The 15,478-nt window shown below is 72.6% G+C and carries 14 protein-coding genes; 10 read left to right on the forward strand and 4 right to left on the reverse strand.

What is annotated here, in order from left to right:
* The first annotated feature begins 128 nt into the window (after positions 1–128).
* From MUY22_RS23095 to MUY22_RS23115, 5 genes are read left to right on the forward strand one after another with little or no spacing between them, the layout of a single operon-like run.
* Positions 129–4,109, forward strand: coding sequence for a Pls/PosA family non-ribosomal peptide synthetase (locus MUY22_RS23095; RefSeq protein WP_247062411.1), 3,981 nt, complete (start codon positions 129–131; stop codon positions 4,107–4,109).
* Positions 4,106–4,909, forward strand: a complete 804-nt coding sequence (locus MUY22_RS23100) for a dimethylarginine dimethylaminohydrolase family protein (RefSeq protein ID WP_247062414.1) — start codon at positions 4,106–4,108, stop codon at positions 4,907–4,909. The genes MUY22_RS23095 and MUY22_RS23100 overlap by 4 nt, the downstream gene beginning before the upstream one ends.
* Positions 4,906–5,571 (forward strand): BPL-N domain-containing protein, encoded by a 666-nt coding sequence (locus MUY22_RS23105; protein ID WP_247062416.1) that lies wholly within the window; start codon positions 4,906–4,908, stop codon positions 5,569–5,571. Before MUY22_RS23100 ends, MUY22_RS23105 begins: the two co-directional genes overlap by 4 nt.
* Positions 5,568–6,755 (forward strand): heparan-alpha-glucosaminide N-acetyltransferase domain-containing protein, encoded by a 1,188-nt coding sequence (locus MUY22_RS23110; protein WP_247062417.1) that lies wholly within the window; start codon positions 5,568–5,570, stop codon positions 6,753–6,755. Before MUY22_RS23105 ends, MUY22_RS23110 begins: the two co-directional genes overlap by 4 nt.
* Positions 6,752–7,486 carry a BPL-N domain-containing protein gene (locus MUY22_RS23115; RefSeq protein WP_247062418.1) on the forward strand — a complete coding sequence of 245 codons (735 nt, stop codon included), beginning with the start codon at positions 6,752–6,754 and terminating at the stop codon, positions 7,484–7,486. Before MUY22_RS23110 ends, MUY22_RS23115 begins: the two co-directional genes overlap by 4 nt.
* Here the strand turns inward: MUY22_RS23115 and MUY22_RS23120 are convergent.
* Positions 7,476–7,907 carry a MerR family transcriptional regulator gene (locus MUY22_RS23120; RefSeq protein ID WP_247062419.1) on the reverse strand — a complete coding sequence of 144 codons (432 nt, stop codon included), beginning with the start codon at positions 7,905–7,907 and terminating at the stop codon, positions 7,476–7,478. The genes MUY22_RS23115 and MUY22_RS23120 overlap by 11 nt on opposite strands.
* Positions 7,908–7,932: 25 nt before the next feature.
* Between MUY22_RS23120 and MUY22_RS23125 the strand changes: the two genes are divergently transcribed.
* From MUY22_RS23125 to MUY22_RS23145, 5 genes are all read left to right on the forward strand, one after another.
* Complete coding sequence (locus MUY22_RS23125; protein WP_247062420.1) at positions 7,933–9,285, forward strand: MFS transporter; 1,353 nt, start codon at positions 7,933–7,935, stop codon at positions 9,283–9,285.
* 122 nt (positions 9,286–9,407) lie between these two features.
* Positions 9,408–9,773, forward strand: coding sequence for a YciI family protein (locus MUY22_RS23130; RefSeq protein ID WP_247062421.1), 366 nt, complete (start codon positions 9,408–9,410; stop codon positions 9,771–9,773).
* Positions 9,774–9,947: 174 nt separating this feature from the next.
* On the forward strand, positions 9,948–10,769 hold the full coding sequence (locus MUY22_RS23135) for a M48 family metalloprotease (protein ID WP_247062423.1): 822 nt from the start codon (positions 9,948–9,950) through the stop codon (positions 10,767–10,769).
* A gap of 100 nt (positions 10,770–10,869) precedes the next feature.
* Entirely contained in the window at positions 10,870–11,220 is a 351-nt protein-coding gene (locus MUY22_RS23140; RefSeq protein ID WP_247062425.1) for a YciI family protein, read from the forward strand.
* 101 nt (positions 11,221–11,321) lie between these two features.
* On the forward strand, positions 11,322–12,530 hold the full coding sequence (locus MUY22_RS23145; RefSeq protein ID WP_247064064.1) for an RNA polymerase sigma factor: 1,209 nt from the start codon (positions 11,322–11,324) through the stop codon (positions 12,528–12,530).
* A gap of 243 nt (positions 12,531–12,773) precedes the next feature.
* Here the strand turns inward: MUY22_RS23145 and MUY22_RS23150 are convergent, their stop codons facing one another.
* The 3 genes from MUY22_RS23150 to MUY22_RS23160 all read right to left on the reverse strand — a co-directional run bounded on the left by MUY22_RS23150 (position 12,774) and on the right by MUY22_RS23160 (position 15,439).
* Positions 12,774–13,979: an IS110 family transposase gene (locus MUY22_RS23150; RefSeq protein WP_247064066.1), complete on the reverse strand. Its 1,206-nt coding sequence runs from the start codon at positions 13,977–13,979 to the stop codon at positions 12,774–12,776.
* A 240-nt stretch (positions 13,980–14,219) separates the two neighbouring features.
* Positions 14,220–14,849 (reverse strand): enoyl-CoA hydratase/isomerase family protein, encoded by a 630-nt coding sequence (locus tag MUY22_RS23155; protein WP_247062427.1) that lies wholly within the window; start codon positions 14,847–14,849, stop codon positions 14,220–14,222.
* Entirely contained in the window at positions 14,846–15,439 is a 594-nt protein-coding gene (locus tag MUY22_RS23160; RefSeq protein ID WP_247062429.1) for a TetR/AcrR family transcriptional regulator, read from the reverse strand. The genes MUY22_RS23155 and MUY22_RS23160 overlap by 4 nt, the downstream gene beginning before the upstream one ends.
* Between the last annotated feature and the right edge of the window lie 39 nt (positions 15,440–15,478).

Genomic DNA, 15,478 nt, shown 5'->3' on the forward strand with positions numbered 1-15,478 from the left:
CGTTGATCTCCATGAAACATGGGTGCCACGCCAATGGGTGAACGGGCTGCGCCGTATGTCGCAGTACGTCGCCAATGTCGCAGGTGGTTCGCACCTTTCGGGTGAGACCAGGACTTGGAGGATCTTCGGTGGTGTTCACGGACTTCACGTCCGATTTCGCGGTCGGGACCAAGACGCCCACGCGGGTGCGGAAACCGATCCGGCGGATGCACCACGTTTTCGAACGGACCGCCGACGTCGTTCCGGACGCGATCGCCGTCGAAACCGGCGGCGAGTCGCTGAGTTACGCGGAATTGGACCGGCGGGCCAACCGGCTCGCGCACCACCTGCGTGCGTCCGGCGTCCGGCGCGGATCCCGGGTCGCGATCCTCGTCGAACGCAGCGCGCACACCTACGTCTGCCTGCTCGGCATCGGCAAGGCCGGCGGGGTCTTCGTGCCGATCGACCCGGCCTCGCCCGCGGACCGGATCGCCTACATCACCGAGGACTCCCGGGCCGACCTGCTCCTGACGACGGCCACGCTCGCCGGGCGCACCGGGGACGCCGCCTGCCCGGTGCTCGACCTCGCCGACGTGCCCGGCGGCGGCCGCGACGACCGGCCGGACCTGCGTGAAGACGACCTGCTCGACCCGGACCCGAGCGCGTACATCATCTACACCTCCGGCTCCAGCGGCCGGCCGAAGGGCGTCGAGGTCGCGCAGCGCAGCATCCGCAACTTCCTCGACGTCGTGCCGGATCTTTACGACGTGCGCCCGGACGACCGCGTCTACCAGGGCATGACGATCTCCTTCGACTTCTCGATCGAGGAGATCTGGCCGACCTGGGCGGTCGGGGCGACGCTCGTGGCCGGGCCCGAGGACTCCCGGCGGCTCGGCGCCGAGCTGGCCGAGTTCCTCACCGAGCGGCGGATCACCGTCCTCTACTGCGTGCCGACGCTGCTGGCGACCATCCCGCACGAGCTTCCGTTGCTGCGCAACCTGCTCGTCGGCGGGGAAGCCTGCCCGCGGCAGCTGGTCGACCGCTGGGCGGGACCCGGGCGTCGCATCCTCAACACCTACGGCCCCACCGAAGCCACCGTCACCGCCACCTGGTGCGAGCTGCTCCCGGGCCGCCCGGTCACCATCGGCGTGCCCGTGCCGACCTACACCGTGGTCCTGCTCGACGACGACCGCCGCCCGGTCCCGGACGGCGAGGTCGGCGAGATCTGCATCGGCGGCCCCGGCGTCGCGAAGGGGTACGTCGGGCGCCCGGAGCTGACCGCGGACAAGTTCTTCGACTACCGCGGCGAGCGCGTCTACCGCACCGGCGACCTCGGAAAGCGCTGGGACAACGGGGAAATCGAGTACCTGGGCCGCGCCGACGCCGAGGTCAAGATCCGCGGTCACCGCGTCGACCTCGGCGAGATCGAGAGCGTGCTGCTGGCCGACGCGCACGTGGCCGCGGCCGCCGCGGCGATGGTCGAGGTGACGCCCGGCGCGCCCGAGCTGGTCGGCTACGTCGTGTCCACTTCGGACGAAGCTTCGGCCGGAGACGAGACCGAGCTGTTCCGGCGGCTGCGGGAAACCCTGCGCGAGCAGGTGCCCGCCTACATGGTGCCGGGCTTCTTCGTGACGCTGCCGCAGCTGCCGATGATGCCGAGCGGCAAGGTCGATCGCCGCGAGCTGCCCGTGCCCGAGGGGCGCAAGCGGACGACGGACGGCCCGGTCGTCGCGCCGGAGGGCGACGCCGAGGAGCTGCTCGCGCGGGTGTGGGCCGAGGCGTTCGCCATGGCGCCGGAGGACCTTTCGGTCACCGCGGACTTCTTCACGGACCTGGGCGGTCATTCGCTGCTCGCCGCGACGGTCGTGTCCCGGCTGCGCGAGCACGACGCGGGCGCCGGCATCGCCGTCCGCGACCTCTACGCCCACCCGCAGGTCCGGGATCTCGCCGCGCACATCGGAAAACCCGCGGCGGCGCCGGCCGGCGAGCCGCGGTATGAGCCATTGCGGCACGGTGCGCGCCGGATCGCGGCCGCCGGTGCGGCGCAGACCGCGGTGATCTACCTGCTGCTGCTGGTGATCACGCTGCCGGTCGCCTACGTCTACACCTGGAACAACGGCGACGTCTCGGTCCCGGTCCTCGCCCAGCTGCTGGTCGCGATCCTGGTCAGCTACCTCGGCGTCCGCTGGCTGGTGCCGCTGCTGGTGGTCCGGCCGCTGTCCGCGGGCATCCGGCCCGGCCGCTACCGCCTGTGGGGCCCGACTTACCTGCGGCTGTGGACGCTCGACCTGCTGCTGAGCGTCGGCCCGCTGCCGGTGGTGAGCGGGTCCGGGCTGATGCCGCTGTACCTGCGGCTGCTCGGCGCGCGCGTCGGCAAGCGCGCAGTGATCGCCACCAGCTCCGTCTCGCTGCCTTCGCTCGTGCGCATCGGCGACGACGCGGCCATCGGCTACGGCGCCGTGCTGCGGCCGTGGCGGGTCGAGGACGGCTGGGTCACCGTCGGCGAGATCACCGTCGGCGACCGCGCGTTCGTCGGGGCGAACGCCGTGCTGGAGCCCGGTTCCTCGGTCGGGGCGGACGCCGCGCTGGCCGAGCAGTCGATGCTCGGGCGCGGCGAGTCCGTGCCCGACGGCCAGCGCTGGTCGGGTTCGCCGCCGGAACGCGTCGACGCGCTTTCCCCCGCCGTCGAGGACATGCTGGGCGAGCCGCCGGTGGCGCGCGGCTGGCACGTCCACCAGATCCTGCTGACGCTGCTGGGGCTCGGCGCGCTCGAGGTCGGCGCGATCTGCCTGATCCTGCCGAGCGTGGCGCTGGTGTGGTGGGCGCTGCTCGGCTGGGGCGTGCTCGCCGGCGTGGTGGCCACGCTGCTGGCCGGCCCGGTCTTCGTGCTGACGGTCTGCGTGGTCGTCGCCCTCGGCCGACGTCTTGTGCTGCCGGCGACGCCGATCGGGGTCCACCCGGTCCGGTCCGGGCTCGGCGTGCGCAAGTGGGTCGCGGACAAGCTCCTCGAGTTCAGCCTGACCTTCACGAACTCGCTGTACGCCACGCTCTACACCGTCCCGTGGCTGCGGCTGCTGGGCGCCCGGGTCGGCCGCGGCGCCGAGGTGTCGACCGCCGGGCACCTCGACCCGGACCTGCTCACCCTGGGCAGCGAAAGCTTCGTCGCGGACATGGCGACCGTCGGCGCGGCGACCTTCGCCCGCGGCCGCGTCGCGTTCCTCACCACCGACGTCGGCCGGCGCGCGTTCGTCGGCAACGCGTCGGTCGTCCCGGCCGGGACGGAGCTGGGTGACGGCTCCCTGGTCGGCGTCGGCACGGTGCCGCCGGGGCAGCACGTGCCGGGCGACTCGTCGTGGCTCGGCTCGCCCGCGATGCACCTGCCGCGGCGGCAGGACAGCGGCGACTTCCCGGAGGAGCAGACGTTCCGCCCGCCGCGTCGCGTGGTCCGGCAGCGGCTCGCCATCGAGTTCGCGCGCGCCACGCTGCCCGCGTCCCTGCTGGCGCTGAGCTTCTACCTGTTCCTGCTGACGTTGTCCGGGCTCGCGTTCGGCCGGGACCTGCCGGTGCCGGCCCTGGTGTCGCCGCTGGTCGCGATGGCGTCGGGGCTCGGCGTGATCGGGTTCTGCGCGGCGACGAAGCGCAACGTCATCGGGGAGTACACCGCGCGCGTCGAGCCGCTGTGGAGCCCGTTCGTGCGGCGCAGCGAGTTCGTCACCGGCCTGTACGAGTCGGCCGCCGTCCCGGCCGGGCTCGGCATGCTCGTCGGGACGCCGATGCTGCCGCCGCTGCTGCGCTGGTTCGGCGCCCGGATCGGGCGGCGGACGTGGCTCGGCACGACCTACCTCACCGAGTTCGACCTGGTCCACGTCGGCGACGACGCCACGATCGGCACCGAGGTTTCGTTGCAGACTCATCTGTTCGAGGACCGGGTGATGAAGATGTCCGTCGTGACCGTCGGCGACGGCGCGACCGTGGGCACCCGCGCGATCGTGCTCTACGACGCGGTCGTCGGCGACGGCGTCTCCCTCGGGTCGCTGTCGCTGCTGATGAAGGGCGAGCACCTCGGCTCGCGCACCTCCTGGCGCGGCATCCCCGCGCAACTCCTTACGCTGAAAGGACTTCCGGCGTGAACACCGCACTGCTGATGTCGGGCGCCCACCACTTCCGCGTCGACTACGAGATCAACCCGTACATGGACACGGCGGTCCAGCCGGACGTCGCGGCCGCCGTGGCCGAGCACGACGCGCTCGTGGCCGCACACCTGGCCGCCGGGCGCAAGGTCGAGTTCCTCGACCCGGCGCCGGAGTGCCCGGACATGGTCTACACGGCCAACGCCGCCGTCGCGCGCGGCGGCCGGGCCGTGCTGGCGAACCTGCCGCCGGAGCGTCGCGACGAGACGCCGTACCACCGGGAGTGGTTCCGCGCCAAGGGTTTCGAAGTCGTCGAGAGCCCGTACGCGTTCAGCGGGCAGGGTGACGCGCTGGCGTACGGCGACCTGCTGCTGGCCGGCTACGGGCAGCGCACCGACCGCCGCGCGCACGACGTCGTCGCCGACGCGCTCGGCTACGACATCGTGCCGCTGCGCACGACCGGGCCGCGCTGGTACGACCTGGACCTCGCGGTCGCCGTCGTCACACCCGACGTCCTCGCGTTCTGCCCGGCCGCGCTCGACGAGCCGAGCCAGGCCCGGCTGCGGGAGCTGGGCGGCACGCTCATCGAGGTCACCGAGGCCGAGGCCGAGCGGTTCGCGCTGAACCTCGTCAGCGACGGCAGCACCGTCACGATGACCAGCGGCGTCCCGGAGCTGGCCGCGACCCTGCGCGAGCGCGGGCTGAGCGTCGTCGAACTCGAGACGACGCAGCTGCGCAAGGGCGGGGGCGGCGTGCGGTGCACCGCGTTGACGCTCGACAACCCGGAGCGGACGGCGTGAGGCCGCTCGCCCTCGTCTACCGCGGTCCCGCTTCGCTGCCGGGCTGCCCGGAAGCCGTCGCCGACCTGCTGAAGTCGAGCAAGCACGGCTTCGACGTCCGGTTCACCGGTCCCGACGAGAAGTTCAAGCTCGGCGAGGCCGCCCTGGCCGGTGCGGCGCTGTACGCCCAGCCCGGCGGCGGCACGCTCGGGAGCGCGTACCGGAAACTACGCCGTCACCGCGACGACGTCCGCGCGTTCGTCGAAGGCGGCGGGCGGTACCTCGGGTTCTGCCTGGGCGGCTACCTCGCCGGCGCGACGCCGGGGTTCGGCCTGCTGCCCGGCGACACCGACCGCTACATCGACACCGAGGACGCGACCGTCGACCACGACGAGGACGCCGTCGTCAAGGTCCGCTGGCGCGGCCACCGGCGGAAGCTCTACTTCCAGGACGGCCCGGTGTTCCTGCTTGAGAAGCCCGACTCCGCCGACGTGCTGGCCACCTACCCGAACGGCACGGTCGCCGCGCTCGTCGCGCCGTTCGGCGCCGGGCGGGTCGGCGTCGTCGGACCGCACCCGGAGGCCACCCGCGACTGGTACGCCGACGGCGGTCTGCGGCCGCCGCTGCTGCGCTACGGCCACGACCTCGGGCTCGACCTCGTCGACACGGTGATGGCCCGATGACCGCCCCGGCGCCCAAGGTCCGGTTGACGGCGGTCGACGCCACCCGCGGGATCGCGCTGCTCGGCATGATGGCCGTGCACTCGCTGATCGAGGAAAGCTCACCGGGTCATCCGTCGGTGTCGTTCGCCATCTTCGGCGGCCGCGCGGCGGCGACGTTCGCCGTGCTGGCCGGGCTCGGGATCGCCTTCATGACCGGGCGCCGTCGCGTGCGGGGGGCGGATTTCGGGCCCACCGCGGCGATGCTGGCCGTGCGCGGGCTGGCGATCGGCGCGATCGGCCTCGCGCTCGGGTACACCGACGCCGAGCTCGCCGTCGTCATCCTGCCGTACTACGCGATCCTGTTCCTGCTCGCGATCCCGCTGGTGCTCCTGCCGAGCTGGGCGGTCGCCGGGGTGGGCGTGGCGGTGGTGGCCGGCGTCCCGCCGCTGACCCACCTGCTGCAGCCGCACCTGGCCGAGCCGACCCTGCTGAACAACGGTTTCGCTTACGCCGCGGAGCATCCCGTGCGGCTGCTGACCGAGCTGTCGCTGACGGGGGAGTACCCGGCGCTCTCGTGGACGGCGTACCTGTGCGCGGGGATCGTGATCGGCCGGCTGACGCTCAGCCGCGTCAAAGTGGCGGTCACACTGCTGGTCACCGGGGTCACGATGGCCGTCGGCGCCGCCGCGGTGTCGTGGGTGCTGCTGAACCGCTTCGGCGGGCTGGCGGCGATCTGGGCCGCGCAGCCGGGCAGCGTCCTGACCGCGCCGGAGACCACCGAACTGCTCAACCTGGGCGGCGACGGCACCACCCCGACGTCGACCGCCTGGTGGCTCGCGGTCGACGGGCCGCACACCGGCACCGCGCCCGACCTGATCGGCACGACGGGCGCGGCGATGGGCCTGCTCGGGCTGCTGCTCCTGCTCGGCCGCCTGCGGGTGGCGAAGATCGTCTTCGCGCCGCTGGCCGCGGCTGGGAGCATGACGCTCACCTTCTACACGGCGCACATCATGTTCCTGAACTCCGACTACGACGTCTACACCTCCGGCGTCGGCTACGCGCTGCAGGTCGCCGGTGTCCTCGTGGTGGGCCTGGCCTGGCGGGCGACGGCCGGGAAGGGCCCGCTGGAAGCCCTGGTCACGGCGTTGGCCACCCGCGCGAAACGGCGGGTGGCGGCCGCGCCCCGGTTGCGGGTCGCGACGTGACGGTCTCCCGCCGGCTGGTCCTGACGGGCGCCGTCGCGGCCGGGCTGCTCGCGGCGTGCGGCGCGCCCACGCCGGACACCCGGCCGCTGGCGCTGGTCTACCGCGGGAAGGCGTCGACCGGCGCCTGCTCGGACGCCGTCGCGGACCTGCTGCGCACGCGCATGCGCGTCGAGTTCTGCGGCCCGGACGAGAAGACCCCGCTGACGGCCGCGGCGCTCGCGACGGCGGCGGTGTACGCCCAGCCGGGCGGCGGTTCCCTCGACGACGGCTGGCGCGCGATGCGCCGCTACGCCGACGTGATCACCGGCTACGTCCGCGGCGGCGGGCGTTACCTCGGGTTCTGCCTGGGCGGTTACCTGGCGGGTGCGACGCCGGGGTTCACCCTGCTGCCCGGCGACACCGAGCAGTACATCGGCACGTCGGGCGCCGAGGTGCGCTCGACCCGGGACACGGTGATCCCGGTGGACTGGCAGGGAAAGCGCCGTCGGATGTACTTCCAGGACGGCCCGGACTTCGTCTTGCGGTCCGGTGCGCAGGCGACGGTGCTCGCCCGGTACACGAACGACAAGATCGCCGCTTTGGTTGCGCCGTACGGAAAAGGCCGCGTCGGCGTGGTCGGCCCGCACCCGGAGGCGCCGGAGTCCTGGTACCGAGACCTGCGCCTGACGAACCCTGATGGCGTGACGCCGGACCTCGGGCTCGAGCTGGTGGACCGGACGCTCACCCCCTAGGCGCCCACAACCGGTCCGCGTCCCCGGCTTCCAGGCGGCCCCGGTAGACGTCGATCTTGTGGTCGATCAGCTGCAGGTTCTCCTGCAGCTCGGCCAGCTTCGCGAGCACCTCGGCGCGGTGGGCTTCCATCAGCGCCAGCCGGTCCTGCTCGTTGCCGCGTCCGGCCGCCACCAGTTCGGCGTACTCGCGGATCGTCTTGATGGGCATGCCGGTGGCGCGCAGGCGGGTGCAGACCGTGATCCAGTCCAGGTCCAGCTTGCGGTAGCGGCGCCGGCCGCCGGCGGTGCGGTCGACGCGGGTGACCACGAGGCCGGCGCGTTCGTAGTAGCGCAGTGTGTGCGCGCTGACCCCGGTGCGGCGGGCGGCGTCGGCGATCGACAGCCCCGCCGCCGGGATGGGCGGTGATTTGACTTCGAGCACACTCTAAATCCTAGCGTCGGAACCCATGAACGCTCCGACCGTCAACCGCCGGCTCGTGCTGGCGATCTGCTGCGTCAGCATCGTCGTCGTGGTGATGGACATCTCCGTCGTCAACGTCGCCCTCCCGTCGATCCGCCGCGACCTGCACGCCTCCCCGGCCGGGCAGCAGTGGACGATCGACGCCTACACGCTCGTGCTGGCCGGGTTCCTCGTGCTCGCCGGGTCCACCGCCGACCGCGTCGGCCGCAAGCGGGTCTTCCTGACCGGGCTCGCCGTCTTCGGTGCCGGGTCACTGCTGTGCGGGCTCGCGCCGGGCATCGGGTGGCTGATCGCCGCACGCGCGTTGCAGGCGGCCGGCGGCACGATGCTCAACCCCGTCGCGATGGCCATCGTCGCCACCGCCTACCCCGCCCCGGCCGAGCGGGCCCGCGCCATCGGCGTCTTCGGCGCCATGTCCGGGCTGGCGCTGGTGCTCGGGCCGATCCTCGGCGGCCTCCTCGTCGACGGCTTCGGCTGGCGCGCGGTCTTCTGGGTCAACGTCCCGATCGTCGCCGCCGCGATCGTGGCCACCGCGCGGTTCGTGCCCGAGTCCCGCGCCGCCCGCACCCGCCGGTTCGACCCGGTCGGGCAAGTCCTGGTGGTGCTCGTGCTCGGCAGCGTCGTCGCCGCGATCATCGGGTCCCGGGGGCTCGGCTGGTCGTCACCGGTGGTCCTCGGCCTGCTCGCCGTGGCCGCGCTCGGCGTCACCGGGATCCTCGTTTACGAGCCGCGACGCGCGGATCCGCTGCTCGAACTGCGGCTGTTCCGCAGCGTCTCGTTCAGCGCGGCGATCGTGATGGCGGTCTTCGCGCTGTGCGGCTTCGGCGCGTTCCTGTTCGTGACGACGCAGTACCTGCAGGACGTCCGCGGGCTGTCGGCGCTGGACGCCGGGTTGTGCCTGCTCCCGGTCGGGGCGCTGGTCCTGGTGCTGTCGCCGGTCACCGGCCGGCTGGTCGGCACGCGCGGGCCGCGGCTGCCGCTGGTCGTGGCCGGGAGCGCGCTCGCGCTGGGCGGCGCCGCGTCGGTGTGGTTCGGGCCGGCGACCCCGCTGGTCGCCGTGCTCGCGGTCTCGCTGCTCTTCGGCGTCTTCCTCGGCACCGTCAACCCGCCGATCACGACCACGGCGATGGCCGGGATGCCGGGGTCGATGGCCGGGGTGGCCGCCTCGCTGGCCTCCACCGGGCGGCAGACCGGCACCACGCTGGGCGTCGCGATCGCCGGCGCGGTGCCCGGCGTGGGCTGGGTGGTGGCCGGTCTCGGGGCCGGTCTGGTCGGGTTGGCCCTGGTCAGCACGGCCGCGAACCGTGTACCGATGAATGTGACTCAGGTCACACGATAGTCTGCGGAAACCCTCCCGGGAAATGTCGAACGCCGCGAGCGGCCGATCGACGCGGGGGTGAAGGCCGCTCATCGCGTCCGGGAGCGAACCGGACCACGGCCGAGAACACCAGGGAGTCAGCCATGCGTTTCCTCATGATGCACCGCCTCGACGAGAGCGTCCCCGAGGCCTGGAACCCCAGCCCGGAGTTCATCGAGAAGATGGGCGCGTTCATCCAGGAGTCGGCGGAGAACGGCCGGCTGATCACGGCGGAGGGCGTCCTCCCGTCGGAGAAGGGCGCGCTCGTCCGCAAGCCGCGCGGCGCGGCGATCCGCGTCACGGACGGCCCGTTCGCCGAGGCCAAGGAGGTCATCGGCGGGTTCGCGCTGATCAACGCCGAGGACCTGGCGGACGCCGTCGTGTTCGCGAAGTCCTACGTCGAGCTGTTCGAGGCCGAGATCGAGGTCGAGGTGCGCCAGGTCGCCGAGTTCGACGACATCCCCGGCTGACACCGTGCCCGGCGGCGGGCGATTTCCGCCCGCCGCCGGACGGCCGTTGTGCTTCGTCCGGCGGCACGCCAAGGTGGGTTCGCGGTCGGCCGGGACGGGGGAGCGGACGTGGGCGAGGGCGAGCGATCCAGGACACGGCCGGACCTGTCCGCCGTCGTGAGTGTCGTGCTTTCCGTGCCCGTCGTCGCCAGCAGCGGGCTCGTGCTGGTCCTGCTCGGCAAGCTCGCCTGGCCCGCGTACTTCTGGGTCGCGCCCGCCGGGTGGGTGGTCGCCGGCGGGATCACCTTCGTGCCCGCGTTCGAGCACTTCCTGCTGCCGCTGATGTTCGGGATGCGCTCGCCGACCGCGCGTGAGCTGGCCCGGCTGACGCCCTGCTGGCAGGCGGTGTGCGCGGCCGCGGGCGTCGATGGCGGCCGGTACCGGTTGTGGGTCGAACGCTCCCGCGAACTGAACGCCTTCGCCGCCGGCGGCCGGACCGTCGCGGTGACGCGGACCGCGCTCGACCTGCCGCGGGCCGGCCTCGAAGCGATCCTGGCGCACGAGCTCGGCCACCACCTCGCCGGGCACACGCGGATCTCCCTGCTGATCTGGTGGCTGGAGCTCCCGGCCCGGATCCTGACCCGGCTGGTCCGGCTGCTCGCCCTGGCCGTGCCGTACGTCGGACGCGCGTTCGCGGCCTTCGGGCGGGCGGTCGCCGTGCTCGTCACCGTGCTGCTGAGCTTGGGGATCCTCACGGCGCTCGCGTTCCTCGACCCGTGGCTGCTGCTGGCGCCCCTGCTCGGCCCGGTGCTCGCCTGGTCGAAACGGCTCGGCGAGTACCGCGCTGACCGGATGGCGGCGCGGCTGGGTTACGGCCCGGAGCTGATCGCCCTGCTCAAGCAGTGGATCGCGCTGCACCGCGGCGACGAGCGGCGGCTGTGGGCCCGGCTGCTGGCCGGGCACCCGGCCCACATCGACCGGATCAAGCGGCTGAAGGAGCACCGCGGCGGATTTTGAGCACGAGAGGCAGAATCTCCGGCGAGGGTGTCCAAGGCGCCGCGGGCCGTTCGTAGTGGTGGCGTACGGCAACCACGCCACGACACGACGGAGGAACACCGTGAAGTACCTGATGCTGATCAACGCTTCGCTCGACGCCGACGGCGCGCCCACCGGCTGCAGCACCCCCGAAGACTGGATGCTGTTCGACAAGTCCATGAAGGACGCCGGTGTCCACGTCCACGGGAACTCGCTCGCCGACTTCACCACCGCCGCCGCGGTCCGCGTCGACGAGCGCGGCGAGCGCGTCGTCACCGACGGGCCGTTCGCCGAGTCGCGGGAGGTGCTCGGCGGCTACTTCGTCGTCGACGTGCCGGACTTCGACGTCGCGCTCGAGTGGGCGGCGCGCTGCCCCGGCGCCCGCGACGGCGGGTCGATCGTCGTCCGGCCGCTCGCGTCCTACGGGGACTGACGAAGGTGCCGGAGCAGGCGGACGCGTCGAGCGATGCTTTCGGGGGTTCCGGGTGGCGGAGCCCCCGGCCCGGGGCGAAGTCCCGGCTGACGCTGGAGGCGGTGTTCCGGGAGGAGCGCGGGCTGCTGCTCGCCGCGCTCGTCCGCCGGTTCGGTGACCTCGACCTGGCCGAAGAGGTGACGTCGGAGGCGATCGAGGCGGCGCTGGTGCGCTGGCCCGTCGACGGCGTGCCGCCGAAGCCGGGCGCGTGGCTGATGACGACGGCGCGGCGCAAGGCCGTCGACCGGCTGCGCCGCGACCAGGCCTACGCGGCCCGGCTCGCGGTGCTGCAGGTCGAGGCCGACCGCGCGGCGCCCGCCCCGGCGCCCGGCGGCGAGCTGCCGGACGAGCGGCTCCAGCTGTTCTTCACCTGCGCCCACCCGGCGTTGCCGGCGGAGGACCGCACGGCGCTGACGCTGCGCTGCCTCGCCGGGCTGACGACGCCGGAGGTGGCGCGTGCGTTCCTGGTGCCCAGCGCGACGATGGGCAAGCGGATCGTGCGGGCGAAGAACCGGATCCGCACGGCCCGGATCCCGTTCCGGGTGCCGGACGCCGCCGAGCTGCCCGGCCGGCTGCCGGGTGTGCTCCAGGTCGTCTACTCGATCTTCACCGAGGGGTACGCGGCCAGTTCGGGCCCGGACCTGCAGCGGCTCGACCTGGCCGAGGAGGCGATCCGGCTGGGCCGGATCCTGCGCCGGCTGCTGCCGGCGGAGCGCGAGGTCGCGGGCCTGCTCGCGCTGATGCTGCTGGTCCACGCACGACGCGACGCCCGGACCGGCGGCGACGGCGACGTAGTCCTGCTCGACGACCAGGACCGCGGCCGCTGGGACCACGCACTGATCTCGGAAGGCACCTCGCTGGTGGAGGTGGCGTTGACCGGCGGCCCGCCCGGCCTCTACGGCGTCCAGGCGGCGATCGCGGCACTGCACGACGAGGCGCCGGACGTGGCGGGCACGGACTGGCCGCAGATCGTCGCGCTCTACGACGTCCTGCGCGGCCTGGCGCCGTCCCCGGTGGTCGAGCTGAACCGCGCGGTGGCGGTGGCGATGCGCGACGGCCCGGCCGCGGGCCTGGCCCTCCTCGACGCCCTCACCGAGGAACCCCGCCTGCGGTTCTACGCCCCGTTCCCGGCGGCGCGGGCGGAGCTGCTCAGCCGCCTGGGCCGCCTGCCGGAGGCGGCATCGGCCTACCGCGACGCCCTGGCCCTGGCGGGCACCGAACCAGAACGCACCCACCTGCGCCGCCGCCTCGCCGAGTGCCAAAAGCCGTGAAGGGCACCCTCAGGGATCTCATGTCCCTGAGGGTGCCCTTCAGGACATCAGCCGGGGCGCGCAGGACGACGGCCGGGACGCGCACGCCCACCTGCGCCGCCGCCTCACCGAGTGCCAAAAGCCGTGAAGGCCCCCTTACCGGCCATAAGAGCCGGGAAGGAGGCCTTCACGGCTTTCAAGCCGGCCGAACTGTCGGTGGTCCCCCGTAGGCTGGATACCGGGGGGGGTGTCCCTATGTGGTTGTCAAGCCGCAGCGGGGACGGGAGCTGGTTCGGGGTGGCGGTAGTGGGTGCCGTTGCGGAGCATGGCGTAGAGGACGTCGCAGCGGCGGCGGGCCAGGCAGATCAGGGCGGCGTTGTGCTTCTTGCCCTCGGCTCGTTTGCGGTCGTAGTAGGTCCTGCTGGTCGGGTCGTGCAAGGCCGCGAACGCGGCCAGGAAGAACGCCCGTTTCAGCTTCCGGTTGCCGGTCCGAGCCGGATGCTCGCCTCTGATCGAGGATCCAGAGCTGCGGGTGACCGGAGCGATGCCCGCGTAGGCCGCCAGATGGCCGGAGCTGGCGAAGTTCGAGGCGTCGCCGACCTCGAGCAGGATGCGGGCTGCGGTCCTGACTCCGATGCCGGGCATCGAGGTCAGGACCCCGGCAAGAGGGTGCGCATCAAGTATCCTCTCAACCTGATCAGCGACGGTTTTGCGTTGCTGGAGCACGGTTTTAAGGCTGTCAGCCAGCCGCGGCAAGACCGTGTCCGCGGCTGCGGTGCCCGGGACGGTGACCGTCTGCTCGTCCAGGGCGACCATGATCGCCTCGACGAGTTTGTCGCTCATGCGGGGGCGTGGACTTTCGCGATCGCGGTGAGTTTGCGGCGGCTCGGCCTTGGCGATGCCGGTCGGGCCGCCGCAACGCGAGAGGATCTCCAGCACCGCGGGATGACTGATCCGCGGTCCGATGGCGTGTTCAAGGGCCGGGTGGATGCCGGTGAGCAGGCCCCTGATCCGGTTGGCGATGCGAGTGGCTTCGCCGACCAGGTCGTCATCGAACCCGACCAGCACCTCCAGCTCGGCCAACGCCTCGTCGCCGACGTCGACCGGCCGCAGCGTATGCGGCAGCGAGCGGGCCGCGTCGGCGATGATGAACGCGTCCCGGGCATCGGTTTTCGCTCGGCCGGGGTAGAGGTCGGCGATGCGGCGCATCGCCAGACCTGGCAGATAGGCCACCTCATGGCCGACCGCGCGGGCGACCGTGACCGGCAACGCCCCGATCGTGGCCGGCTGGTCCACCACGACCAGCAGCGGCCCGTGCTGGGCCAGCTTGTCGAACAAGGCCCGCAGTTTCGGTTCACTGTTGGGCAGCGGCCCGTCATGCAGACGCTTGCCCGTCGGGTCGAGGCCGACCGCGTGATGGGCTTCCTTGCCGACATCCAGGCCGAGGAACACCCCGAAAGTGCTGCTCATCCACCATGCCGTTCGATCGTCGCGAGTGGTCACCTGGTTGGGCATCGAGCGCCGGCACCCACGTTACGACGAGACCTACCTGGTGGTGGCCGTGTCCCTATCAGCGGTCGGTCGATGCCACCAGACCCGGTGACACCACCCCCCGGATCATGCGTGCGACTGGGGGCGTAAGTCATGCCGGGCCTAGTGACCACAACTCCCTGGTCGGGAGCCACGAAAAAGGTACCGGGGGGCGGCGCCCTAAGCCGGGGTGCGCAGCGCCGTGGCGGCCGGGGCGAACATCGTCGCCTTGATCGCGCCCAGCGTGCCGCGGTCCTTGCCCGCCAAGGCCGCGACGCGCGAAGAAGCCACCGTCACCAAGTCGGCCTCCGGTGCGGTTTCGTCCACCAAGCCCAAAGCGAGCGCGTCCGGGCCGCCGAACCGGCGGCCGGTGGTCATCGACGCGATCGCCGCGGCCGGGGTCAGCTTGCCCTGGATCAACGCCGCCATCCCCGGCGTGAACGGGATGTTGATGTCGGCCTCCGGGAAGCAGAAGTACCCCCGGTCGGCGCGCATCACGCGGAAGTCGTGCGCCATGGCGAACATCGCGCCGGCGCCGAACGCGTGGCCGTTGACCGCGGCGACCGTCGGCACCGGCAGCGTCAGGATCCGGGCGAGCAGCTCCTGCACCTCGGCGACGTACTTCGCGGCCTGGTCGCCGTTCGCCATCAGCCAGTCGAGGTCGAGGCCGTTCGAGTAGAACTTGCCGCTGCCGGTGGTCACCAGCGGACCCTCGACACCGTCCACAAAGGAGTGCACGCGCTGCAGCCAGTCCGGCGAGAAGCGGTTTTCGTCGCTGCCGAGGTCCAGCACGGAAACGGGGTCGGTCACGGTTGAGCCTTCTTTCGAGGGGGTACGGTCAGCACGGCCCGCACGGCGGCGGCGAGCCGCTCCCGCACCAGGGGATCGGTGATGTCACGGCGGAAGAACGCGGTCGGCAGGTCGACGACGCAGGTGGTGATCACCTCGACGGCCAGGCCGTCACCGCGGTCCCACACCAGCCGCGCGAGCCGGACCAGCAGCGCGATCAGCCGCTTGTCCAGCGCGTGCAGGGCGTCCGCCGGCTCGTCCGGGAGCTCGGGCCCGAACAGCCGGTCCGCCTTGACCCGCAGCAGCATCCGGGCTCCGTCGGGGCGCACCGAAGCGAACACCGCGGGCGTGTCGGCCGCCGCGACGACCGCTGCCACCGGCGAGGAAGCGGCGTCCACCCGTGCGGTCTGCAGGTCGAGGAACGCGGTCGCCGCGCGCAGCCAGACCTGCGCGAGCAACGCGCTGAGTGACCCGAAAGCGTGGTAGATCGTCCCGTTCGGGACGCCTGCTTCGGCGGCCAGGCCACGCACGGTGACCTCGCCCGACGACGCGACGAGCCGTTCGGCGACGTCGAGCAGCGCGTCGAGGTCGTGGACGCGGGGGCGGGGCATACCGCGACCGTAACAGAACGCGTGCTCCAAAATCATCGC

Origin of the sequence: Amycolatopsis sp. WQ 127309 (genome assembly GCF_023023025.1) — a bacterium.
In the GTDB taxonomy this organism is placed as follows: Bacteria; Actinomycetota; Actinomycetes; order Mycobacteriales; family Pseudonocardiaceae; genus Amycolatopsis.